Origin of the sequence: Candidatus Chloroploca sp. Khr17, assembly GCF_004138165.1 — a bacterium.
Taxonomy (GTDB): domain Bacteria; phylum Chloroflexota; class Chloroflexia; order Chloroflexales; family Chloroflexaceae; genus Chloroploca.
Genome location: NZ_RYFF01000034.1, coordinates 41,426 through 63,374, shown reverse-complemented (window position 1 = coordinate 63,374; position 21,949 = coordinate 41,426). Strand labels below are relative to the sequence as shown.

General features: G+C 57.3%; 20 protein-coding genes. 11 read left to right on the top strand and 9 right to left on the bottom strand.

Annotation, left to right across the window (positions count from 1 at the left end; all coding sequences use genetic code 11):
- Window positions 1-14 precede the first annotated feature (14 nt).
- The 4 genes from EKD05_RS18000 to EKD05_RS17985 form a co-directional block, all read right to left on the bottom strand.
- Window positions 15-632: a Uma2 family endonuclease gene (locus EKD05_RS18000; RefSeq protein WP_129675326.1), complete on the bottom strand. Its 618-nt coding sequence runs from the start codon at window positions 630-632 to the stop codon at window positions 15-17.
- Window positions 633-675: 43 nt separating this feature from the next.
- Window positions 676-1,392, bottom strand: coding sequence for a hypothetical protein (locus EKD05_RS17995; protein ID WP_129675324.1), 717 nt, complete (start codon window positions 1,390-1,392; stop codon window positions 676-678).
- Window positions 1,374-2,423 carry a site-specific DNA-methyltransferase gene (locus EKD05_RS17990; protein WP_129675322.1) on the bottom strand — a complete coding sequence of 350 codons (1,050 nt, stop codon included), beginning with the start codon at window positions 2,421-2,423 and terminating at the stop codon, window positions 1,374-1,376. Before EKD05_RS17990 ends, EKD05_RS17995 begins: the two co-directional genes overlap by 19 nt.
- Window positions 2,424-2,825: 402 nt before the next feature.
- Window positions 2,826-4,334 (bottom strand): hypothetical protein, encoded by a 1,509-nt coding sequence (locus tag EKD05_RS17985; protein ID WP_129675320.1) that lies wholly within the window; start codon window positions 4,332-4,334, stop codon window positions 2,826-2,828.
- A 284-nt stretch (window positions 4,335-4,618) separates the two neighbouring features.
- On the opposite strand from EKD05_RS17985, the gene EKD05_RS17980 reads away from it, so the two are divergent.
- Complete coding sequence (locus tag EKD05_RS17980) at window positions 4,619-5,299, top strand: DUF1868 domain-containing protein (protein WP_129675318.1); 681 nt, start codon at window positions 4,619-4,621, stop codon at window positions 5,297-5,299.
- A gap of 13 nt (window positions 5,300-5,312) precedes the next feature.
- On the top strand, window positions 5,313-5,738 hold the full coding sequence (locus EKD05_RS17975) for a PPOX class F420-dependent oxidoreductase (RefSeq protein ID WP_129675316.1): 426 nt from the start codon (window positions 5,313-5,315) through the stop codon (window positions 5,736-5,738).
- A 54-nt stretch (window positions 5,739-5,792) separates the two neighbouring features.
- Here EKD05_RS17975 and EKD05_RS17970 read toward each other — a convergent pair whose 3' ends face one another.
- Both EKD05_RS17970 and EKD05_RS17965 read right to left on the bottom strand, forming a co-directional pair.
- Window positions 5,793-6,446 (bottom strand): response regulator transcription factor, encoded by a 654-nt coding sequence (locus EKD05_RS17970; protein WP_129675314.1) that lies wholly within the window; start codon window positions 6,444-6,446, stop codon window positions 5,793-5,795.
- Between the two features lie 20 nt (window positions 6,447-6,466).
- Window positions 6,467-9,862, bottom strand: a complete 3,396-nt coding sequence (locus tag EKD05_RS17965; protein ID WP_129675313.1) for a chemotaxis protein CheB — start codon at window positions 9,860-9,862, stop codon at window positions 6,467-6,469.
- A 514-nt stretch (window positions 9,863-10,376) separates the two neighbouring features.
- Here EKD05_RS17965 and EKD05_RS17960 point away from each other — a divergent pair.
- The 6 genes from EKD05_RS17960 (at window position 10,377) to EKD05_RS17940 (ending at window position 15,998) form a co-directional block, all read left to right on the top strand.
- The gene (locus EKD05_RS17960) at window positions 10,377-12,725 is read left to right on the top strand and encodes a glycosyltransferase family 4 protein (RefSeq protein WP_205703972.1); all 2,349 of its coding nucleotides are present in this window, start codon (window positions 10,377-10,379) and stop codon (window positions 12,723-12,725) included.
- Window positions 12,722-12,859 (top strand): glycosyltransferase family 4 protein, encoded by a 138-nt coding sequence (locus EKD05_RS25835; RefSeq protein WP_165360789.1) that lies wholly within the window; start codon window positions 12,722-12,724, stop codon window positions 12,857-12,859. The genes EKD05_RS17960 and EKD05_RS25835 overlap by 4 nt, the downstream gene beginning before the upstream one ends.
- The gene (locus EKD05_RS17955) at window positions 12,856-13,866 is read left to right on the top strand and encodes a glycosidase (RefSeq protein WP_129675309.1); all 1,011 of its coding nucleotides are present in this window, start codon (window positions 12,856-12,858) and stop codon (window positions 13,864-13,866) included. Before EKD05_RS25835 ends, EKD05_RS17955 begins: the two co-directional genes overlap by 4 nt.
- A 221-nt stretch (window positions 13,867-14,087) precedes the next feature.
- Window positions 14,088-14,351 carry a hypothetical protein gene (locus EKD05_RS17950; RefSeq protein WP_129675306.1) on the top strand — a complete coding sequence of 88 codons (264 nt, stop codon included), beginning with the start codon at window positions 14,088-14,090 and terminating at the stop codon, window positions 14,349-14,351.
- A gap of 155 nt (window positions 14,352-14,506) precedes the next feature.
- On the top strand, window positions 14,507-15,730 hold the full coding sequence (locus tag EKD05_RS17945) for a PAS domain-containing sensor histidine kinase (protein ID WP_129675301.1): 1,224 nt from the start codon (window positions 14,507-14,509) through the stop codon (window positions 15,728-15,730).
- Between the two features lie 64 nt (window positions 15,731-15,794).
- On the top strand, window positions 15,795-15,998 hold the full coding sequence (locus tag EKD05_RS17940; protein WP_129675298.1) for a hypothetical protein: 204 nt from the start codon (window positions 15,795-15,797) through the stop codon (window positions 15,996-15,998).
- Between the two features lie 134 nt (window positions 15,999-16,132).
- On the opposite strand, the gene EKD05_RS17935 is transcribed toward EKD05_RS17940, so the two are convergent.
- Window positions 16,133-17,647, bottom strand: coding sequence for an NAD(P)/FAD-dependent oxidoreductase (locus EKD05_RS17935; RefSeq protein ID WP_129675295.1), 1,515 nt, complete (start codon window positions 17,645-17,647; stop codon window positions 16,133-16,135).
- A 235-nt stretch (window positions 17,648-17,882) separates the two neighbouring features.
- Between EKD05_RS17935 and EKD05_RS17930 the strand changes: the two genes are divergently transcribed.
- The 3 genes from EKD05_RS17930 to EKD05_RS17920 all read left to right on the top strand — a co-directional run bounded on the left by EKD05_RS17930 (window position 17,883) and on the right by EKD05_RS17920 (window position 20,801).
- Window positions 17,883-18,152 (top strand): winged helix-turn-helix domain-containing protein, encoded by a 270-nt coding sequence (locus EKD05_RS17930; RefSeq protein WP_129675293.1) that lies wholly within the window; start codon window positions 17,883-17,885, stop codon window positions 18,150-18,152.
- A gap of 133 nt (window positions 18,153-18,285) precedes the next feature.
- Complete coding sequence (locus EKD05_RS17925; RefSeq protein WP_129675290.1) at window positions 18,286-18,903, top strand: NAD(P)H-dependent oxidoreductase; 618 nt, start codon at window positions 18,286-18,288, stop codon at window positions 18,901-18,903.
- A complete protein-coding gene (locus EKD05_RS17920) occupies window positions 18,900-20,801 on the top strand; it encodes a monovalent cation:proton antiporter-2 (CPA2) family protein (protein ID WP_129675287.1) in 1,902 nt (633 codons plus the stop codon). The genes EKD05_RS17925 and EKD05_RS17920 overlap by 4 nt, the downstream gene beginning before the upstream one ends.
- 14 nt (window positions 20,802-20,815) lie before the next feature.
- Here EKD05_RS17920 and EKD05_RS17915 read toward each other — a convergent pair whose 3' ends face one another.
- The gene (locus tag EKD05_RS17915) at window positions 20,816-21,073 is read right to left on the bottom strand and encodes a hypothetical protein (RefSeq protein WP_129675284.1); all 258 of its coding nucleotides are present in this window, start codon (window positions 21,071-21,073) and stop codon (window positions 20,816-20,818) included.
- A 32-nt stretch (window positions 21,074-21,105) separates the two neighbouring features.
- Window positions 21,106-21,579: a hypothetical protein gene (locus tag EKD05_RS17910; protein ID WP_129675281.1), complete on the bottom strand. Its 474-nt coding sequence runs from the start codon at window positions 21,577-21,579 to the stop codon at window positions 21,106-21,108.
- Window positions 21,580-21,949: the final 370 nt, after the last annotated feature.

Below are 21,949 nucleotides of genomic sequence, written 5' to 3'. Positions count from 1 at the left end.
GGCGAGGCTTTGGCCTACGCCTCATCACTACCCGCTCGGTCTTCCGCAGGCGAGCCTGGAGCAAGGTCGACAAGCTCGTAGGCATCCGCAAGTGCAAGCGTAGACTGGATTGATGCAAGGACAATGGTCGCATCAAGACCTACGGCTTCAGTTAGAAGCCATGTATGTTCTTCATGGCGTATATAGCGCTCAATGTGATGTTTGTTCTGCGCAATAAGGATATACTCTTTCAGGGATGGAATGGTACGATAATTTTGAAATGTAACGCCACGGTCATAACGCTCTGTTGATGGGGAAAGAATTTCAATAATAATCGTAGGGTTAAGCAGCGTATCTCTTTTCGTCGTATCAGCAAACTCAGGCGTCCCACAGACAATCGTCATATCAGGATAGGTATATAAGCCAGTTTTTACCACTCGAATGCGCATATCACTTGGATAAATCCGACAGCCTCGTCCACGGATTTGAGCGTATAGGCTCGCGTTTACATTACTCGCAATCAAATTATGCGCCTCACTTGCGCCTGACATGGCAAAAAGCTCACCAGCATAATATTCATGCTTGATCGTACTCACACGCTCACGCTCAAGGTATTCTGTTTCCGTAAGATATGACCGTGGCTGAGCCGTCATCGGTGTCTCCTCGGCATGTCCGAGATCTGTCTAATTCGCTATCCTAAAAACGTCTATCATACTCTCTACTTATACGAAGCAGTGCTGAACCATAATTCTGGGAAGTTAGGGTCAAATTCACCCAAGAAAATGGAAATGGTGATTCATTAGAGGCTTCAAAATGGAGAATGATAAATTCATCGTAGTACGGAGCAGCAAGCTGTAATAACCGTCGTTCTGCTTCTGGGGCCTCTTGAAATGGATGGCGATACGTACCGCGCCCATCTGTTTTGAAGGAGCGAGTCCCTTCGAAGCTGGTATAGACACTTGCATGATTAAGGCCTACAATACCGATGCATATCGGCGAGCTACTTCCACCACCCCGCTTAAATTCGGTTACCTGCTTCTGCAAATCGCCAATCACTCGATCAATCTGCTTGATCATAGCTTTGGCGAGAATTTTAACCTCTGCGCCAATCTCTACCGTAGCTACTTTCCCACGAGCGACCTGATAACCTGGATCAACGATTGGTTTTTCGCCAGGAACAATTTCGCCAAACGTACCATCTCCACGTCGAGCTCGAATACCTTGACGTTTGTTTGCTGTGTTTAGGATCCAATCGTGCGAGGCTACTCGCTCGGATAATTTCGTAGATCGGTTGAGGCTCACAAGATCTTCGTACAGCTGCATTGCAACAAAGTCGCCAAGGCTCGAATCACGATGACGGTAGACATTCCCAGCAAAGAGGTTCTCGAATTCGGTTAAGAGTCGATACGCCACACGGTACTCCTGATAGCTCCAACGTCTCGCTTGCGCATACTCATGGTTTCTAGGCGCTCGTAAGCCTGTGCGAGATACGCAGGTTCTATTTCATTTCCAATCGAGTTTCGGCCAGCAAGGAGAGCAGCAATAGATGTTGTTCCTGTTCCCATAAATGGATCGAGCACAGTATCACCTGCAAAAGAAAACAAGCGAATAAGCCGGTCGGCAATTTCTACAGGATAAGGGGCAGGATGACCAGCACGAGTAGAGGCACCCTTAACATCAGTCCAAATAGAGCGAAGCCAGGTCTGTATTTCTTCTTTCGTAAGCATCGAGAGAGCTTTTTTCATTGAGCTTACGGAACGGTATTTGCCTCCTTTTCGCATAAAGAGAATGTACTCAACGTCGTTTTTTACGATCGATCCTGGCTGATATGGTTTGCCATAAAACCCGGCACCGTTACCCTCAGCTTCTGTTGCGCCATTTGCGATTTTATGCCAAATGATAGGTGTAAGGCAATCAAGCCCTAATGAGCGTGCTCGAACTTGTATATCGGCATGCAGAGGCATAACATAATGCTTTCCACCTCTCCGCCGCGGAATACAAACATCTCCTACAACACAGCAAATACGCCCACCACCCACAAGTACGCGAGCACATTCACGCCAAACTTGATCTAGCTCGGTAAGAAAGGCTTCATAATCTTCTATATCTCCCATTTGTCCATCGCGATCCGCTTTATATTGCTTAAGATTCCAATAAGGTGGGGAGGTGACAATAAGATCAACACTCTCATTATCGATCCAGGATAAATCTCGTGCATCTCCAAGTTTAATCTTATGCGTCGTCCTATCAAAAGGTGCGGGCCAAGGACGTTTTCGGTAGAGAGAGTTCGCATTCAATAGTGCCTGAAGCCCTTCAGTCGTGTTGTCTTCAGGTGGAAATTCGAGAATATCATCACCTAGAGGTAGGGTGGGCTTTTCAGTGAATGGAAGATATAGTTGTGGTTCATCGGAAACCTCGTTATATTTTTTTACAACCTGCGCCATCGGTTTTCTCCTGATTTCGTCTCTTCAAGGGCTTTAGCAATGTAAGACAGTTCCATTATACGATAATTTTGCAGGCTGTGAAGCACAATCGTTCAAGTTAGGCAGGGCCAGCCCTCCCTGCGACCTTCGCTCCGATCCTAAGCAACAAAACCGGCCTAAGACCAATAGCTTGCAGAGAAGGCGCTTGTTTTGACGCAAAGGCGCAAAGGCGCAAAGGTTTTTGTGTAGTTGAGCGAACCCTTCGCGCCTTCGCGCCTTCGCGTGAGCTTCTTGGCAAAGAAGGACGAGAAGAGCCCTCACAGGTCTTGATCATGGCGTCCCAATGCGAATGAGCAGACCTGTGAGATGCTATCGCCTTACGCAGCTACTGCTGCACCCTCTATCTCATTGGGAACAGCAGCATCACCCAACGATCCCCGCGTCACGATAGAGTTGCTCGATGTCGCGGTGACGCACCCGGACGACCGAACCGTAGCCAAAATAGCTTGCCCGCGCTGCGTTGTCGCGGGTCGCTCCGCTGGTGTACGGGCTGTAGATGCTTGAACTGACCACACTGTAGGTACGCGACACCGGGTAGACGCGTCCTCCCCGGTCTTTCCCACTAAACGGGCCAACATAGATGACAACATGATGGTATTCGCCAGGCAGCCAACCCGCAACCGCCTGAAAAAAATCCTTGTAGACCAGAATATCTCCAGGGAGCCACGCTTCATGGTCGGCGACGTAGCGCAGCAGGGGATGGTCTGGTTCGGGGCGGAAGTAGTTGGCGGCACGATCCCAGCGAAAGTTGGTGCCCGGAGGCTGCGTGACATTCCAGAGCGTATTGACGCCGGCCTCTTTGAGACACATCGAAACCAGATCGGCACAGACAATATCCGTTGAACCGCGCATCTGGGCGCGCTGCTTGGCGGTCAAGATCGCCAGCACACGGCTATCGCTCATCTCATAGAGCACGCGGAGGGCCAGACGGATCAGTTTACGGATCGGATCGGGTGTTGCTGGCTGAGCCTCAAGCCACTGCGAGACAAACTGGGTGCCCGCAATTTTGCCGTCACCCGTCACAGGAATCGTCTCATCGCCCGACGGCTCGGGAAAATCGCGTACCTCTTGCGGCAGATCAAGCTGACTCCAGCGCAGAATTGGTCCGGCAAGCGGCGAATAGAGTGTATCGAAGGCAAAGACCTGCACATCGTAGGGGACACCCTCGTGGCTCGTGCGATACCAGCCACTGAGTGGGGCACCGAGCCTGGCTTCACGTGCGGCATTGTGGAAATGGGGATTGAAGCCAAAGGTCTCATTGCCAAAAAGCGCCTGGGCCACTTTGTAGGTCTCGAACCAGAGCGGATGGTAGAGCGGATCATCGGGCGCGAGATCGCTCAAGCGCAGGGCATCGCGGAAAGGCGGCTCGGTGCTGTAGAGCGTATCGCCGGCAAAAACCTGCAACTGCACGAGGAGATTGGGTCCTGGCGAAATTCCATAATTGCCACTGAGCGCCATCCCCAGCTTGAGCCGGATGGCCTCTTGATGAAACGTCCAATCGCGTTCAAAAGCCGTGTGGGTGGCAATGCCTTCGGGCGGATTGCTTGCCCCAATCGAGCGTGGATAAGCATGGCGGATCAGGTGGAAAGCCAGCGAAGTTGCGGAAGGTGGCTTGTCCTGCAACTCATCATTGAGACTACGAACATTCAACCAGAACGTTGAGGGATTAAAGAGCAGATCCCGCGCAAAAGGCTGATGCCCATAGGTCTGATTACCAATCCGAATTTGCTCTGCAAAAGGCAGCGACCGCGCAAGTGGCATCCCCAAACCACGTTTTGCGGCCAACATATGAAACGACCACTCCCGTTGAAAACCCTCACCCCGTTGACGGAACGACTCATTGGCAAGAAAGAACCACAAATTATCGCTCATGGTACCCTTTCTGACGGCACAACCGCCCGATGCCAGACCTGGCAATCCTCCGTCTCAATCATACCACCGGCGATAGCAAAAAGATCAGCTTTGATCGTATACTGAAGGTACAAACAAAAGACATGCCTAGAGACAATACTTTGCAAATAAGCTCACGCGAAGGCGCGAAGACGCGAAGGGTTACGCTCACCTACGCAAAAACCTTTGCGCCTTTGCGCCTTTGCGTCAAAACAACCGCCTTCTTTGCAAGGTATTGTGCCTAGAGCAACACCGAGGAGTTGAACATGACCATGCCGCGCTATACACGCGAAGTGGGCCGTAAATTTTATGCGGATGGCACCCCGCACTCCTTTCCCGGCAATACGATCATCTGCATGCTTAGCCCGACCCAGCCGCTGTTTCAGGTAGCCAGCGCCTTTCAGGCGGCGCTTGGCAAGACGAGCGTTGGGGCAAAGTTTGCTTTTTTGCCACCAGCGAGCTTTCACATGACGGTGATGGATCTGTTGTGTGATCAGGCTCGCGATCCCGCGCACTGGGCCCACGCTTTGCCGCGTGAGAGTACGATGGCCGAGGCTGATGCCTTTGTCTATGCACGCGTGCAGCCGCTTGTGCCACCAGCTGAGCTTGTTATGCGCGTCGTCGGCATCTTCTACGGCAACAACCTGATGCTGACGCTCGAACCTGCCGACGAAGCGACCCGCACGGCCTTGCATACCTATCGTGCGTCGGTTGCGGCAGCGACCGGCATTCGATTTCCCGATCACGACACGTATGGCTTTCACCTCTCTCTGGCCTATCGCCTGATCGAGGTAACGCCAGCGGAAGCGCAGGTACTCGCGAAGGTGTGTCATAATTGGGGACCTGCGTTACAAGCAGCCGGGGCAGCGCTTGTTTTGCCACCGCCGCAACTCTGCCGCTTTGATGATATGAGCAACTTTGTCCCGCTTGAGACAGCAGGGTACTGAAAAAGGAGATCCAATGCGTCCTATGACTTCCACCGAGGCGCGTGACTTTGTGCTCACGCGGGCGCGCACGGCAAAGCTAGCGACGGTACGTGCCGATGGGCGGCCACACGTCGCCCCAATCTGGTTCGACCTGGAAGGCGACGACGTAGTTTTCACCACCTGGCATACCAGCGTCAAAGCCGCTAATCTGCGGCGCGACCCACGGGTGAGCCTCTGTGTGGACGACGATGCCCCACCGTTTAGCTTCGTCATCATCGAGGGCCTTGCCACGCTCAGTGAAGATCCGGTCGCCCTGAAGACCTGGGCAACGCGCATTGCCGGGCGCTATATGGGGCCGGAACAGGCCGCCGCTTACGGCGCACGCAATGGCGTACCCGGTGAACTACTGGTGCGCATTCAAATAACGCACCTCGTTGGGCAAGCCGAGGTGAGTGCCTAGAAGCAAGGGGGCACGCTTCACGTTCCTTGCGTCCGGCCACGATGACAACATCCATTAGTTTGTCTCGAGCCAGCCGCGTTCGAGGGCATAGCGCACCAGGGCTGACCGGCTGGTCAGCCCGAGTTTCTCGAGGGCGCGCGCCCGGTAGGTTTCAACCGTCTTTACGCTCAAGCTGAGTTGGTTGGCAATGTCCTTGTTGCTGTAACCTTGCACGACGCCTTGTACGACCTCGCGCTCGCGTTCGCTGAGTTCGGCACCCAGCAGATCAGAGGCGGCTGAGGGTCGTTGCACATACCGGCTCACCACATGCTCGGCGAGCGATGGTTCGAGGTAGACGCCTCCCGCCGCGACGATGCGGATGGCCCGGATGAGGGCGTCTGCTGCGGTGTGTTTGAGGATATAGCCCGAGGCCCCAACAGTAAGCATCTGGCGCAGGTAGCTCGTATCGTCGTGAATGCTCAGGACCAGCACTTTGACCTCTGGGTAGGTCTGCTTGATCCGCTCGGTGGCCTTGATGCCGTTTCCCCCCGGCATCGAGATGTCCATGATTACCACATTTGGGCGGGTCTCAGCGATCTGCTCCCAGGCATCCTCTCCATCGCTCGCCTCGCCGATCACCGTCATATCGGCCTGGGCGGCGATTAGCGTCTTGAGCCCTTCACGTAATACCATATGATCATCGACCAGGAATACCAAGATTGGCGTCATTGCTGTCTCCTTCCATATGATCATTGACCAGGAAGATCAAGATCGGCATCATCGCTGTCTCCTTCTATGGCGGCGGGCAATGGGATGAGGGCAAAAATTCTGGTGCCGCTGCCGGGTTCCGACTCGATCGTCATATTGCCACCCAGTAGCTTCACCCGCTCTCGCATCCCGATCAGCCCCAACTGCTGTGTTCCGACGAGGGTATCCCAGTTTGCTGGTATATTAAAACCAAGCCCGTCGTCTTCAATAATCACACGCACCCGGTCGGCGTCCCGCTCGATGATGATGCTTACCTCGGAGGCCTTGGCGTGCTTGAGCACGTTCGTCAGGCCCTCCTGAACCAAGCGGTAGATTGTTGTCTCGACCGCCAGAGGCAGGCGACTTTCGTCGAGCCCACTGGTGTGCAAATCCACAGCGACATGCGTACGGGCCGACCATTGCTCGACGTAGTTGCGCAGCGCCAGAATTATCCCTAAGTCGTCTAACACCGAGGGACGCAACTGCACCGCCAGATTGCGGATCTCCTGGCTGATCTGCATCGCCATTGTTTGAAGTTGCGTAACGCGCTCTGCCGAGGGGTTATCGGTTGATAGGCGATCCTGGAGGGCCTTGAGGCCCAGGATCAAAGCGGTGAGATCCTGCCCCATCTGGTCGTGGAGCTCGCGTGCGATGTGGCTCCGCTCTTCTTCTTGCGCCATCAGCAGTTGTTGGAGCAGCCGCTGGCGGGTTCGCTCACCGCGTGTTCGCGCAGCTACCTGGGCCTGGAGCGCTACATTGGTAAGCGCGAGCTCATCGGTGCGGGCAGTCACACGCTTCTCCAGATCATTCCGAGCGTTCTGGAGCACCGCCTCAGCCTGTTTGAGCGTGCTGATGTCGGCAAAGGTAAGCACGACCCCGTCCACGGTACCCGCAAGGGTATGATACGGACGGATGTGCATACTCCACCAGCGATCCCGCTCGGGTTGGTGGATCACCTCTTCAATGGCCGTGACGGTCTGGAGAACCCGGGTGATCAGGAGGGGGAGATTGTCGTGGTGGAAATATGTGCGCAGGTCGCTAAGCGGACGCCCGATGTCGCTCTCGATCAACGCGAAGAGTTCGGTTGCCTGGGGTGTGAAGCGCGTGATCCGACTATCTTGGGACAGGAAAATAGCCGGGATCTGGGCACTCGCAAAGAGGTTGGCAAGGTCGGCATTGGCCCGATCGAGCTCGATGATCTTGCTGCTCAGCTCGGCGTTGACCGTTTGCAACTCCTCGTTGATCGACTGGATTTCCTCCTTCGCGGTCTGCTGTTCCTCATTGGTTGCCTGAAGCTCCTCGTTGAGTGAGCGCAGTTCCTCGTTCGCTGCGGTCAAGTCGACGTTGGTCTCCTGGAGCTCGTTGATCGTTGACTCTAGGGTTTCGCGGGTGCGTTGCAACTCCTGGGTGAGCGCATCAGCAGGCGTCATGGGTGAAGATGTCTGGTCGACGGGGGAGAGTTGTGGCAGGGCAACCCGACTCGCCTGCAGCACGACCAAGAGCAAGCCCCCTTCCGATCTCGTCTCGGGAAAGGGTTGCACCGTGAGGGTCAGTTGCCGTTGCCCTTCGGCAGTTCTCAGCGTCAGATCTTCGCGTACCACCGGTGTGAGGGTTTGGCTGACCGCACGGATTGTTGTACGCAGGGGGAGGCGGAGGTCGGGATGGGCCATCTCGAACAGGTTTGCGGTGGGTTCGCCCGGGGGGACACTGAGGTACGGATAGGCCTGTCCACTGAGGTACGCGACGATCCCCTGCGGATCAACTGCGAGTGCCGTCGGCGTATAATCCTGCATCAGGATGCGCTCAATTGTGGCACCAAGATTGCTCGGAGCCATGGTTTGCTGATGCACCGTCGTGCCAGAGATGCGCATAGGGGGGCGGCGGGCGCTGGCCCAGGGCAGCGCAATCTGCGGATGCACGCTCCGTTCTTTGCGCTGGTAGATGCGGTGCCGGCTATCAATGACCCGAAAGAGTTCGGACGGATCGATCGCGCCGACGGCACTCTCGGCTGAACCCAGGAAGAGATAGCCACCCGGCGACAGGGCATAGTGAAAAACCGGGATCAACTGGCGCTGGAGGTCGGTGTCAAAGTAGATCAACAGATTGCGACAGGTGATCAGATCCATCCGCCCGAACGGCGGGTCGCTAATCAAATTATGCACCGAGAAGAGGCACAATTCGCGAAGGGCTTTGTTCACCTTGTAGCCCGCGCCCTCTGGCACAAAGTACCGGCTCAGGCGCTCGGGGCTGACGTGGGCGACAATCCGCGCATCGTACCAGCCCGTCCGTGCGACGGCGAGGGCGGCCTCATCAATATCGGTGGCGAAGATCTGAATGGGTGGCGGCGTATCGAGTTGCGCCAGTTGCTCGCGCAGGATGATGGCGATCGAGTAGGCTTCCTCGCCAGAAGCGCAGCCGGGTACCCAGACACGCAGCGGCGCGCTGGCATCTCTGCTGCGCAACAGGCCAGCAATCACGTTTGGTGCCAGCGCCTCACAGGCGGCTGGGTCGCGGAAGAATTCGGTTACGCCAATGAGCAGATCCTGGAAAAGCAGAGCGCCCTCATCGCGATCCTGCTGAAGGCGTACAAAGTATGCTTCGAGGCTGGGCAGATGGAGCAACTGCATACGGCGATCGATGCGGCGCTGGAGGGTAGTACGTTTGTAGTGGCTGAAATCGTGACCAGAGGCTTGGTGAAGGAGCGCCACGATCAGACGGAACGTATCGACGGGTGGCGCGACGGGTGGCGGCGAGGCTGTGGAAGGGTTGCTTGCAAGCAGCAGCGCAGGCATCGCGGCAAGCTCGAGGATGTGATCAACCACGCCGCGCTCGATCGCCGCCTGTGGCATCGCTGAATAGGCTGCCGAGGTCGGCGTCTGGGCAAGCGTGAGCCCGCCGTGCTCGCGAATCGCCGTCAGACCCTCGGTGCCGTCGGCGCCGGTGCCCGAAAGCACGATGCCCACAGCCTGCGCCCCCTGGTCGACGGCCAGCGAGTGAAAGAAATGGTCAATTGGCAAGCGTTGCCCGCGTTCGGCGGCGGGCAGCTCCAGGTGGAGTTGACCCTGTTTGATGGTGAGCGCGGTATTTGGCGGAATCAGATAGACGTGGTTGGCCTCAACCAGGGTCAGGTCACTGATCTGGTCTACGGGCATCTGCGTTTGCGCACTGAGCAGTTCTGGGAGATAGCTGGGCTGTTGAGGGTCGAGATGCTGAATCAGCACAAAGGCCAGCCCACTGTCGGGGGGCATGTGCTGGAGAAACTCGGTGAAAGCCTGCAGACCCCCAGCTGAAGCGCCGATGCCGACAACTCTGGGGCTTGCCTTGGGCACTCTACTCTCTTCTGGGAGCGGTGAGCGAGGGGTATCCAGGCCAGGTGCTGAACCGGGATCATTAGGCATCGTAAACCTCCTGAAAACGGGTCAACTTCCTAAACCTATATGTTCATTATACCATTGTCGCTTGCCGTGGTCTATAAGGCGAGGTTTTTTACCTAGGGCGAGGGTGCCACGTACGTGACACACTACTATTAGTCTGTCAACGAAGCTTTTTGATGATTTGGCGCAAAGGGTGTTGCGACCTCAAACCCTGACTCTGACAGGATTGACCTGACACGACAACGCTGTTTTACCCGCTTCCCGCAGCGGCCTCCTGGTGCTAGGCTGAGGAGAGAATCCATGTTTGCGCCTCCCACACGAGAACTGCCTCTTCTCCCCGCCCTCTGGTGAGCACTCGGATTGCTCTAGCAGTCCTATCTGGGTTGTCTACAGGCGTGCTTTAGCTGGCTAATGAATATTCAGTATTACATCGGCACTACCTACCTGATGTAATTCTTGAAAACCATACGTCGGCACCACTGAGACACACATCGTCTAGGATTGCTCTATAGCAATAATACCAATGAAAGTAACGTCAATGAGTTTGGTATCCGTTTCACCTATGAATACGCTGGTCGTGATCGGCAATCACTTGCCGCGCCAGTGCGGGATCGCCACGTACACTGCCGACCTCTGTGCGGCAGTTGCGCATGTGTTCCCGCGCACTGCGGTCTTCGCGCTGGCGATGAACGACGGTGTTGAGGACTATGATTACCCAGAACGGGTACGCTTCACGCTTGACCAATACGATCTGAGTGCTTATCGCCGTGCCGCCGATAGCATCAACCTGAGCAATGCCGATGTCGTCTGTGTACAGCACGAGTACGGCATCTACGGCGGATCCGCCGGCGGCGATCTGCTTGACCTCTTGCGCGATCTGCGCGCCCCGATCGTCACCACCCTGCACACCGTTCTCCGTGAGCCCAGTGCGGAACAGCGCCGTGTGCTCGTCGAGTTGGCCCAACTCTCGAATCGCTTGGTGGTCATGAGCGAGCGGGGCGGCACCTTCCTGCGCGAGATCTATGGCGTGGCCGCCGATAAAATCGATGTCATTCCCCATGGCATCCCTGACATCCCATTCCTCGACCCGAGTTTTCACAAGGATCAGTTTCACGCCGAGGGCAAGCAGGTGCTGCTGACCTTTGGGTTGCTCTCGCGGAACAAGGGCCTCGAACACGTCATCGCGGCAATGCCAACTATCCTCACCCATCACCCGCATGTGGTCTACTTTGTGCTTGGCACAACCCACCCCCACGTTCGCCAGCACGAGGGCGAAGCCTACCGTACGAGTCTCAAGGCGCTCGCCCGCAGCCTCGGCGTGGCCGAGCAGGTGATTTTCTACGATCAATTTGTTGCGATTGATCGTTTGGTCGAGTTCATCGGCGCGGCCGATATCTACATCACGCCCTATCTCAACGAGGCCCAGATCGTCTCGGGCACCCTGGCCTACACCGTCGGGGCCGGCAAAGCGGTGATTTCGACCCCCTATTGGTACGCCGAGGAATTGCTGGCCGATGGGCGCGGGATGCTGGTACCCTTTGCTGATCCGGCCGCGATCGCCGAGCGCGTTCAGGCTTTGCTTGACAATGAAGCCGAGCGCCACGCGATGCGCAAGCGGGCCTATCTGCTGGGGCGTGCGATGATCTGGCCGCGGGTCGCCGAGCGCTATATGGCGTCTTTCCAACGCGCCCGGGTCGAGCACCGGCTGAGCGAGCGTGTAGGTACACGCCTCAGGGCGGCAGACTGGCACAGGGGAGTCTTGCCTCCCATCAACCTGGATCACCTGCGGCGCATGTCCGACGACACCGGGATGCTTCAGCATGCCGTGATGGCCGTGCCGAATACGAACGAGGGTTATACCACTGATGATAATGCACGCGCACTGATCGCCGCCGTAAAACTGGAGGAGTTGGGACATCCGGGGGCCGCAGATCTAGCGACACGCTACCTAGCCTTCCTGTGGCATGCCTTTAACCCGAACGAGGGTCGTTTCCGTAACTTTATGCGCTACGACCGCCACTGGCTTGAAGAGGCCGGCTCGGAGGATAGTCACGCCCGGGCGCTCTGGGCCTTGGGGACAACCCTGCACTGCTCGGCCCGCCCGGATCTGATCGGTGTCGCCGACGCGCTGTTCATCAACGCCTTGCCCGCAGCATTGGCCTTTACGCATCCGCGGCCCATCGCTTTTGCCCTGCTTGGCCTCTACGAGTATCTGCAGTGCTTCCCCGGCGATCGCCTCGCTCAGCAGACCCAGGCCACCCTCGCTGCGAACTTGCTGGCGCGCTATGCTGAGCATCGCACCGATGACTGGCGCTGGTTTAGCCCTGAGCTCACCTACGACAATGCGATCTTGCCTCACGCCCTGTTGCTGAGTGGCAGCACGCTCGGTCGAACTGATATGTCCGCCGTAGGGCTAGAGGCCCTCGCGTGGCTCGCAGCGCTCCAACGGGACGAAGCGGGCCACATGGTGCCGATAGGCTGCCACGGCTTTGCCCAGCGCGGAACAGCAAGGGCACGCTTCGACCAGCAGCCATTGGAGGCTCACGCCATGGCACTGGCTACCCTCGACGCCTGGCGGATTACTGGCGACGACACCTGGCTCGCCGAGACCCATCGTGCGTTCGACTGGTTCCTGGGCCGCAACGACCTGGGGTTGGCCCTCTACGACCCGATCACCGGTGGTTGCCACGACGGGCTGCTGATGGATCGGGTGAACCAGAACCAGGGTGCCGAATCAACTCTGGCTTATCTGCTCACCCGACTGGCGCTTGGGCGCGTGACGGATCTACCATCGTCTGTACTCATAGCCGCAGAGCACGTGGTGCTCACCCCACCGGTGGTACCGGTGTCACGGAACGGCAGGGCACGCGAGGGCAGGGTACGATGAGATTCAACGCCGTTGCGGCAGTCTCAATTGTTCGCACCTTGAACCGGGCGCAGATCCGCGCCACGGTCGCAAAGCGCTTTAGCCGCGAGCGGATGGTGGACAACGAGCTTCAGCTCTACAAAGGCATTTTATGAGTGAGCACTACCCAACCCTGTTTCATCGCTACCTGGGCAACCCGATCCTGACTGCAGCCGACTGGCCATACCCAATCCACACGGTCTTTAACCCGGGCGCAACTCGGCTGGCCGACGGCACCACCCTGCTGCTTTGCCGGGTAGAAGACCGACGTGGACACTCGCACCTGTGCGCTGCACGCTCGGCCAACGGACTCGATGGCTGGCAGATCGATCCAGAACCAACCCTGCTTGGTGACCCAGAGCACCGGCCCGAGGAACTCTGGGGTGTCGAAGATCCCCGCATCACCTATGTGCCCGAGCTAGAGCGCTACGTGGTGGTCTATACCTCGTATGCCCGTGGCGGGCCCGGGGTCTCGATGGCACTCACCAGCGATTTCCGCAGCTTCGAGCGTATCGGGGTGGTGATGCAGCCCGAGGATAAGGATGCGGCCTTGCTTCCGCACCGCATCGGCGATTCGTGGGCGCTGATCCACCGACCAGTGGGACCGTCCGGAGCCCATATCTGGATCTCCTACTCGTCAGATCTGCGCCACTGGGGGAGCCACCAGGTGATGCTCGAGGCACGCCTGGGTGCCTGGTGGGACGCCAACAAGATCGGCATGTCACCACCGCCGATCGAGACCCCCGAGGGCTGGCTGATGATCTATCACGGGGTACGTCACACCCCGGCGGGCTGCCTCTATCGGCTCGGGTTGGCACTCTTCAGCCTGGACACACCAGAGCACTGCCTGCTCCGCGGCGACACCTGGGTCTTTGGCCCAGAGGAGGTCTACGAACGTACGGGGGACGTAGGCAACGTCGTCTTTCCCTGCGGGGTGACGGTCGCAGACGACGGTGACACCTTGCATATGTACTACGGTGGTGCCGACAGTTGCATCGCTCTGGCCACGGCCAGCATCAAGCAATTGCTCGCATGGCTCCGCACGCATGGCTCCGGGCCGCTGGTCGACCGCCGCCGACCGGCTTATGCGCAAAGCCAGATTGCGAGGGCAGCGAGCGAATAATCAGCGCAAGCAACGGAGTGACTGTTCACATCTGCGGTGAGCTTTGCCGCTGGGAGCGCGGGCGGCCCGCCCGCCTACGTGCGCTTGCGGGCGGGCCGCCCGCGCTCCCAGGAGGAGATCGCACAGGCGCAACTGGCAGGACGAAGTCCGCTGGGATGATGTGAACGCACGGGCAGCCCTGGTTCATCCAGGGCAAGATCTATACGAAGGAGTTCAACTCAATGTCTGATCGCACATTATCAGTCTACGAATCCGCTCATTGGGGTTCACGACTCGCCGGTGTCGCCCTCGTCCGCTATGATGCGCGTGGCATCCTCCTGGTCAATGAAGTGCCTGTCCAGACGACCCGCAAAAGTGGGCACTTCACGGTGCTGAACTGCGTGGACGGAAGTACGAGCGTGGTGTTGAGCAGTTTTCTCCGTCTGGTACCAACTCTCCGCCACCAAGGCGCACAGAGCGAAGCCCTGATGGAGGTCTGTGGGTGATCTTGCCATGCTTGATATCTGAATACGGGAAATACCTGACACTGTCAGGTATTTCCCGTATTCAGATATCAAGCTCTGCCTGCTAGAGAACGCAAATCTTCGCTGCTACAATTACAATGAAGTCCTAGTTCTGTCTTGCGAAAGGGACACCCATTATGATTGAGAAAACCGCTTTGTCCCGCGCCAATGGGCATTCGCAGCAGCACATCCCGCCCACATCAATTGCAATGCATGCTGCAGGCACGACCAACGGCGTAGTGCAAGGTGCCGAGTTGCCTGCCGATCACCAGTTGCTTGCAATCATTCCGGGCCTCATCTTCACCTGCCACCCAAACGGCACCTGGAACTACGTCAATCCGGCCTTCTGCACCTATACTGGCACGCCCGCAGAGGCACTCACGGATCTCGGCTGGGTGGAACTTGTACATCCCGATGAGCGACCCATCACGCTCCAACAGTGGCAAACCGCCATCAGGCATAGCGCGTCGTTCCAGATCGAATACCGGCTCTGCGGGGCTGACGACATCTACCATTGGTTTCGCACTCAATGCACGCCTCAACTCGATGCGACGGGAACCCTCATCGGCTGGACAGGCATTGCCGTGTCAGTTGATAGTGAACACCAACTGGAAAACGAGCAAATGTTGCGCCAGAAGGCCGAACAGGCGGCTGCCGAACGCGACTGCATGCTTGCTTTTATCGCCCACGAGCTTCGGTCGCCGCTGACCGTGCTGCTAGGCCAGAGCACGTTGCTGCAACGAAGACTGAACAACCACGAGGGTATTGAGCCAAATACCCACCGCATGGCCGAAATCCTGGTCGCGCAGACCATTCACCTCAAAGATCTCATGAGCACATTGTTGGACGCGACCCAACTCGACTATGGCGAATTGCAACTCTGCAAGACCACCCTTGACCTTGGTGCCCTCGTCGAGCGCGTCGCACAGTCGTTCGCGCCTACCCTGAGTGCTCACACCTTGAGGCTAGACCCTGATCCGTCACCGCTCTGGATTAAGGGCGATGCGCTCCGCTTAGAGCAAGTGCTGCTTAATCTGATCGAGAATGCGGTCAAGTATAGCCCTGGTGGCAGCGAAATCGTGATCCGCACGATGCTCCATGATGGTCAGGTGCAGATCGACGTATGCGACTCGGGGATCGGGATTCCAGCACAGGTTCAGCCGTATCTCTTCCAGCGCTTCTTTCGGGCCAAAGCCGAGGATAGACGCGTAGCCGCAGGGCTTGGCCTCGGGCTCTATCTCTGCAAGGCGATTATGGATCTCCACGAGGGCAGCATTCGCGTGCAGAGCGTTGAGGGCGAGGGCTGCACTGTCACCTTATTGCTCTCTCGCATCCCTGTCCAGCACGCTTGGCAGGACTGAACTCAACGCAGCCTGTAAAACACCATAAGCGCCCTAAGACAAGGCAAATTCGCAAAGGAGAGGTATGGACTATTTTGTCTGGTACGATGAGAGCACACTGAAAACTGCGGCTGAGAAGATTCACGAAGCGAGCGTGGCCTATCAGGCCCGCTTTGCCCGCATACCACAGCTGGTTCTCGTTCATAACGACGACCAGGCCAACATCGGCGGCCTGGTCGTGCGCAGCGAGCATGCTATTCAGCGTAATAACTTCTGGCTAGCGATCTAGGGACATCGCGGTGTGAAGCGCAGCAAGCTTCGGCTAGATCCAATACTTTTCAAATAAGCTCACGCGAAGCCGTGAAGGGTTACGCTCACCTACGCAAAAACCTTTGCGCCTTTGCGTCAAAATCCATTGCGCATCTACACAAGATGCGCTGTCCGCTGGAGGGTCGGCAGATCTTCGCCGATAAAGTGGGCGGCACTCTTCGCCGCTTCAAGAATCGTCAGCAAACCACTGCCAGGATGCACGGCCCCGCCGATCCAATAGAGCCCCTTGGCCCCGTTGTGGCGAATGTGCGGGCGCAACGGGCCGAGTTGGTTCCAACTGTGGATTAGGTTAAAGACCGCGCCCAGGTGCGTCCGGTGCTCGTCGCGCCACGATTCGGCAGTGTAGCAATGCTCGGCCACAATATGACGCTCGATATCCTCGTAGCCAAGCTTCGCCATCTGGCGCAGAATCCGCTCGCGGTACGGGGCCTGCTTGGTTGACCAGTCAATTCCATGGCGCAAATTCGGGATCGGCACCAGTACAAAGAGCGTACTGTGGCCCTCGGGGGCATTGGCAGGATCAACAATCGTCGGATTGCACACGTAGAACGAAGGATTTTCCTCGTCAAGCACCGCACTCTTCGCCCACATCGGATCGTGCCGACGGATATTCTCCGAGAGATAGAGTTGATGGTGCGGCAGATCCTCCCAGCGCCGATCCACGCCCAGATAGAGCATAAAGGTCGAACACGAGAACTCCATCTTGTCGAGCTTGCGGTCGGTGTACGGGCCGCGTGCGTGCGCGGGCAACAGGTTCTGGACGGCATGGCCAAAGTCGGCATTGATCACCACCGCATCGGCCATCACCCTGGTGCCATCAGCCAGCAACAACCCCTTGGCCTTGCCCTCTTCAACGACAACCTGGCGCACCGGACTATTCAGATGGATCTGCACACCCAGATCTTGGGCGGCGCGCGCAAGGCCACCAGCCAGGGCGCGGAAGCCACCCTTGGGGTGCCAAATACCATAGTGGAATTCGAGAAACGTGACGAGGCTAAAGACACTCGAACAGGCCGTCGGGTGCATGCCGAGATACTTGGCCTGATAGCCCATCGCATAGACCAAGCGCTCATCGGGGAAGAAGCGCTCAAAATGCTGATAGAGCGTCTCCCACGGGCGAAAAGGCAGCGCTGCCGCAATCTCGGTCGGCTTCAGATAGCCCAGCGGCGAACGCACGGGCGAGCCAAGATAGGGGCCATACCCAATAACATCTTTGCGTAGATGCTCAATATACCAACGGTCAAACGCCTCGGGCAGATCAGCCCCAAAAGTCGCCAACTGCTGCTTGAAAGAAGCAAGATCTGAACTCAAATCGAGATGTGTATTATCCCAGAATTTTATCCGCGTATTTGGATCGAGCCGAGTCAAGGTTACATAATCATAAAAATTGAGCCCGCAGGCCGCAAAGAGTTCTTCATAGACACGGGGCACCTGCAAAATCGTCGGGCCAGTATCAAAATGGTAATCACCAACACTGAGCCCGCGCATGCGCCCGCCCACCCGGTCAGCAGCCTCATAGATGCTCACCTCATAGCCTGCTGCTGCCAACCGCATCGCCGTTGACAAGCCCCCAGGGCCAGCCCCGACGATCAAAATCTTCTGTGACACGCGCTTCCTCCAGTTAGATTAGATCTCTCTTTATTTTATCGCTTTCGTACGATATAAGTAGTATAACATGAGAGGGACTCCTGCGGAGGGTAGCCGCCAAAACGAACCAAAAACTGGGGTTTGGGGTGCAACCCCAAGGACCTTTATCTGCTTGAGCCTGTCTTGCAAGAGCGGCTACTTTCATTATAGAATACGCAGACAAGACCCTCTCTCACTGTAGCGCTTAGGAATAGCTATGGCTCACTGGACATTTTTGACCAATCACGCCCAGGTGTTGCTGTGCATTGCCCGTAATCAGAGCGTCACGGCGCGTGAAGTTGCCAGTCAAGTTGGCATCACCGAGCGTGCGGTGCAACGTATTTTGCGTGATCTTGATGAGGGCGGTTATCTTAGCCACACCCGTGATGGGCGCACCAATCGTTACCAAATCCACGCTGACGCGCCGATGCGCCATCCTGCCCAACAGGGCTTCGCCGTGCGTGAGTTGCTTGATCTCCTTGGGTAGGGGCTGAAAATCCCCGCCTTTGCGCCCAAAAAGGCAGCGTCGCTGGCTTTTTGAGCGCAAAAAAAGACCCCGTCGTGTATAATACCCTCTCGTCACCAAGTAAAATTCCCTTAGCCTAGTCAAGCGAGATGATATGGCACGTGTGCTGGTACTCTTCGCTCATCCGGCCCTGGAGAAATCCAGGGTCAATCGTCGCCTGCTCAAGGCGCTACCGAAGCTTCCTGGTCTCACCTTCCATGATCTCTATGAGCACTGTCCCTCATTCCACCTCAATGTTGCCTATGAACAAGAGTTGCTGACCAACCACGATACGATCATCATGCAACATCCACTCTATTGGTACAGTGTGCCACCCTTGCTCAAGCAGTGGATGGATCTCGTGCTTGAGCATGGCTGGGCGTATGGTCTGCGCGGCGAGGCGCTACGTGGCAAACAGGTCTTTCAGATCATAACGGTGGGTGGCCCAGCCTCTTCATACATGCATGAAGGCTTCCAGAAGCATACGCTCCGTGATTTCTTGCTGCCGATTGAGCAGACCGCACGGCTCTGCCGGATGGACTATCTTGCCCCCTATGTGATCTATGGCACGCATCGTCTGAACGAGGACGATCTTGTTAGGGAGGCGGTTGCGTACCGACGCTTGCTCGAGTGGGTGCATAACAATCAACTTCCCTTCGATGGTTCAGCGACGCAAAGCTATGCGACGATGAATGAGGCCATGTCGACGCTTGCGCCGGAGGTGCTGGTATGAATGGGAGTCTGCTCTTTCAGGCGTTCATCTATCTTGCCGCCGCCGTGATCGCGGTGCCCATTGCCAAACGCCTTGGGCTCGGTTCCGTTCTGGGCTATCTGCTCGCCGGAGTGGTGATCGGCCCGTTTATGCTCGGGTTGGTGGGGCAAGAGGGTGAAGATGTGATGCACTTCGCCGAGTTTGGCGTGGTGATGATGCTCTTTGTGGTCGGCCTCGAACTCGAGCCGAGTCTGCTCTGGCGCTTGCGTCAGCCGATTCTGGGGCTCGGTGGTTTGCAGGTGCTCGTGACGTCACTTGTCTTTGCGGGCCTCGGCATCGTCGTCGGCCTGACCTGGCAAGAAGCAGTCGCGATCGGCATGACCCTCTCGCTCTCGTCAACCGCGATTGTGCTGCAATCGCTCGCTGAACGTGGGTTGCTCAAAACTGAGGGCGGCCAGAGTGCCTTTGCGGTGCTGCTCTTCCAGGATATTGCGGTGATCCCGATGCTCGCGCTTTTCCCGCTGCTTGCCGCCGGGGGCAGTGCCGCCGCTGAACATCACGATGAGGGCCACGCAAGCACGACGTTGATCGCATCCCTGCCGCCCTGGGCGCAGACGCTGGCCGTGATCGGGGCTGTGGCCGCGATTATTGTGTTTGGTCGCTTCCTCGTCCGCCCCGCTCTCAGTGCCATCGCCCAGACCCGCCTCCGCGAGATCTTCACCGCTGCGGCGCTCTTGCTGGTGATCGGCATTGCCCTGCTGATGAGCGCCGTCGGGCTGAGTCCCGCCCTCGGGACTTTCCTCGCCGGGGTTGTGCTCGCCAATAGCGAGTATCGCCACGAACTCGAAAGCGATATTGATCCCTTCAAGGGTCTGTTGCTTGGCCTCTTTTTCATTGCGGTAGGGGCCTCGATTGATTTTGGCTTGCTCTTCGCGCAACCCCTCTTGATCGTCGGCCTTGTGGTCGCGATCATTGCCGTCAAATTTGCCATTCTCTTTGGGCTGGCCCGGAGTTTCCGCCTGAGCATGGATCAGAGTGCGCTGGTGGCGTTTTCGTTGCCGCAGGTGGGCGAGTTTGCCTTTGTGCTCTTTTCCTTTGCCCGCCAGGAGGGTGTGTTGACGGCGGCGCTGACCGATCCGCTGGTGGCCGCTGTGGCCCTTTCAATGGCGTTGACGCCGCTCTTGCTCGTCATCAACGAGCGTTTTGTGCAGCCGCGCTTTGGCACCCGTAAAGCCGAAGCCCGCCCCGCTGACGCAATTGATGAGGAGAATGCGGTCTTGATCGTTGGTTTTGGCAGCTTCGGCGCAACCGTCGGTCGTTTGCTCAAGGCCAATAATATCCGTACCACCGTGCTCGATATCGACTCGGATCGGGTCGATCTCTTGCGAAAGCTGGGGCTAAAAGTCTACTATGGCGATGCCTCACGCTACGATCTGCTCGCCTCGGCAGGGGCCGGCCACGCGAAAATTCTTGTGATCGCCCTTGACACCCCCGAAAAGACGATGGCCCTCGTCCACACAGCCAAGAAACATTTTCCGCATCTGACGATCTATGCTCGTGCCTTTGATTGGAATGACGCCCAGGATCTCGTGCGTGCGGGGGCACACCACGTCTACCGTGAGAGTGTTGATACGGCGCTGCGCATGGGGGCCGAGGTGATGCAGACAATGGGCTTTCGGGCGTATCAGGCCCGCCGCGCAACCCAGACCTTCTTGCACCACGATGAACAGTCAATGCATGAATTGGTCGCACACCGCGATGATCAGGCCGCCTATCTCACCAACGCTCGCCGCCGCATTGCCGATCTCGAGCAACTGCTGCTGGCCGATCTCGCCGATGCCGACCTCGACCGCGATGCCGGCTGGGATCCCGACTCGCTGCGCGAAGAGGTGCGCCAGCAAGCCGGGTTGAGTGCTTGATGCACTGGGGACGTTCAGATTTTGAGCAGCGGATCACCTGGCACATCCTGATGGTCTTGATCAGGCACCAGACGGAGAAAACTACTCAAGACCACAGTCGTACTTCCATCCACGCAACTCAGCACCGTGAAGTGCCCGCTTTTGCGCGTCGACTCAACGGCTACCTCATTGACCAACAGGATGCCTCGAGCATCATAGTGAACATGGGCGACACCGGCGAGGCGTGCCCACCAATCAGCGGATTCGTAGACTGATAATGTGCGATCAGGCATTGCTCTGGACTCCTTCATTAAGCTGCCAAGCCCTACGCAAGCTGGAATGTTGCCAGCGAGGCTAGCAACGGGCTTCCGCTGATGTCCGGAATGATCTGTAACTCAATGATGCTCACGCCAGCCAGTTCCACATGGTAATCCTCGACCTGCTGAGTCGTGTTGGGTGGGCTGAACGTAAACTGCTGGCGCACGATCTCGCGCTGCGGTGCGCCCATTGCCTCTGCCCAGGTGAGCGCAAACTCCTGCGTGCGCTGATGCGTAGCTTCATCAATGACAAGACGTATGCGCCGAAGGGCCTGGGGCACAGTGAAGATAAGCCGAATGATCTGGCGCCCGGGGGAAGCTGCGCGCCAGCCTGACCCGGACCCAGGACGGAAGGCGGCTTCGATCGGGTGGTCAGGGTCCTCGGAAGAAAGCTCAACCCTGGCGAGTGACTCCAGGTCGAGCCAGGTGCTGGTATCATCCGTGCCGATGACAGCTTCTGAACCAAGAATGCGTTTTTGCATCGGAAACTCCTTTGTTCTTCTCTACTCAGTATAGCACCAGAAAGCCGTTGTGGATAGCCGGTGGATGGCGGGTATAGGGCGCTTGCATCTTCCGTGTATGCACCCCGCCAGGGCACCCACAAGGGGTGCCCGTACACCGGGTCCGGCCCCCGGCCGGTAGGGGCACCCCTTGCGGGTGCCCTGAGAGAGCGTCTTTTTGTCTCCGGTTTCGTATGATGCCATCGCCCTATCTAGCTTCTCGATCACGGTTGCTTTTTAGCTCAAGGCTTGGTATAATGGATAGGTTAGCCAACATCACCTGCTGTGAGACCTTACTTACCTCTTAGTTCCTGGTTCCACGGATACCCTTCGTCGCTCGAAGTATGCTGTT

Coding starts and splice junctions, on each gene's coding strand:
- EKD05_RS18000 (WP_129675326.1), bottom strand. CDS start 632: ATGACGGCTCAGCCACGGTCATATCTTACGGAAACAGAATACCTTGAG.
- EKD05_RS17990 (WP_129675322.1), bottom strand. CDS start 2,423: ATGGCGCAGGTTGTAAAAAAATATAACGAGGTTTCCGATGAACCACAA.
- EKD05_RS17985 (WP_129675320.1), bottom strand. CDS start 4,334: ATGAGCGATAATTTGTGGTTCTTTCTTGCCAATGAGTCGTTCCGTCAA.
- EKD05_RS17980 (WP_129675318.1), top strand. CDS start 4,619: ATGACCATGCCGCGCTATACACGCGAAGTGGGCCGTAAATTTTATGCG.
- EKD05_RS17975 (WP_129675316.1), top strand. CDS start 5,313: ATGCGTCCTATGACTTCCACCGAGGCGCGTGACTTTGTGCTCACGCGG.
- EKD05_RS17970 (WP_129675314.1), bottom strand. CDS start 6,446: ATGACGCCAATCTTGGTATTCCTGGTCGATGATCATATGGTATTACGT.
- EKD05_RS17965 (WP_129675313.1), bottom strand. CDS start 9,862: ATGCCTAATGATCCCGGTTCAGCACCTGGCCTGGATACCCCTCGCTCA.
- EKD05_RS17960 (WP_205703972.1), top strand. CDS start 10,377: ATGAGTTTGGTATCCGTTTCACCTATGAATACGCTGGTCGTGATCGGC.
- EKD05_RS25835 (WP_165360789.1), top strand. CDS start 12,722: ATGAGATTCAACGCCGTTGCGGCAGTCTCAATTGTTCGCACCTTGAAC.
- EKD05_RS17955 (WP_129675309.1), top strand. CDS start 12,856: ATGAGTGAGCACTACCCAACCCTGTTTCATCGCTACCTGGGCAACCCG.
- EKD05_RS17950 (WP_129675306.1), top strand. CDS start 14,088: ATGTCTGATCGCACATTATCAGTCTACGAATCCGCTCATTGGGGTTCA.
- EKD05_RS17945 (WP_129675301.1), top strand. CDS start 14,507: ATGATTGAGAAAACCGCTTTGTCCCGCGCCAATGGGCATTCGCAGCAG.
- EKD05_RS17940 (WP_129675298.1), top strand. CDS start 15,795: ATGGACTATTTTGTCTGGTACGATGAGAGCACACTGAAAACTGCGGCT.
- EKD05_RS17930 (WP_129675293.1), top strand. CDS start 17,883: ATGGCTCACTGGACATTTTTGACCAATCACGCCCAGGTGTTGCTGTGC.
- EKD05_RS17925 (WP_129675290.1), top strand. CDS start 18,286: ATGGCACGTGTGCTGGTACTCTTCGCTCATCCGGCCCTGGAGAAATCC.
- EKD05_RS17920 (WP_129675287.1), top strand. CDS start 18,900: ATGAATGGGAGTCTGCTCTTTCAGGCGTTCATCTATCTTGCCGCCGCC.
- EKD05_RS17915 (WP_129675284.1), bottom strand. CDS start 21,073: ATGCCTGATCGCACATTATCAGTCTACGAATCCGCTGATTGGTGGGCA.
- EKD05_RS17910 (WP_129675281.1), bottom strand. CDS start 21,579: ATGCAAAAACGCATTCTTGGTTCAGAAGCTGTCATCGGCACGGATGAT.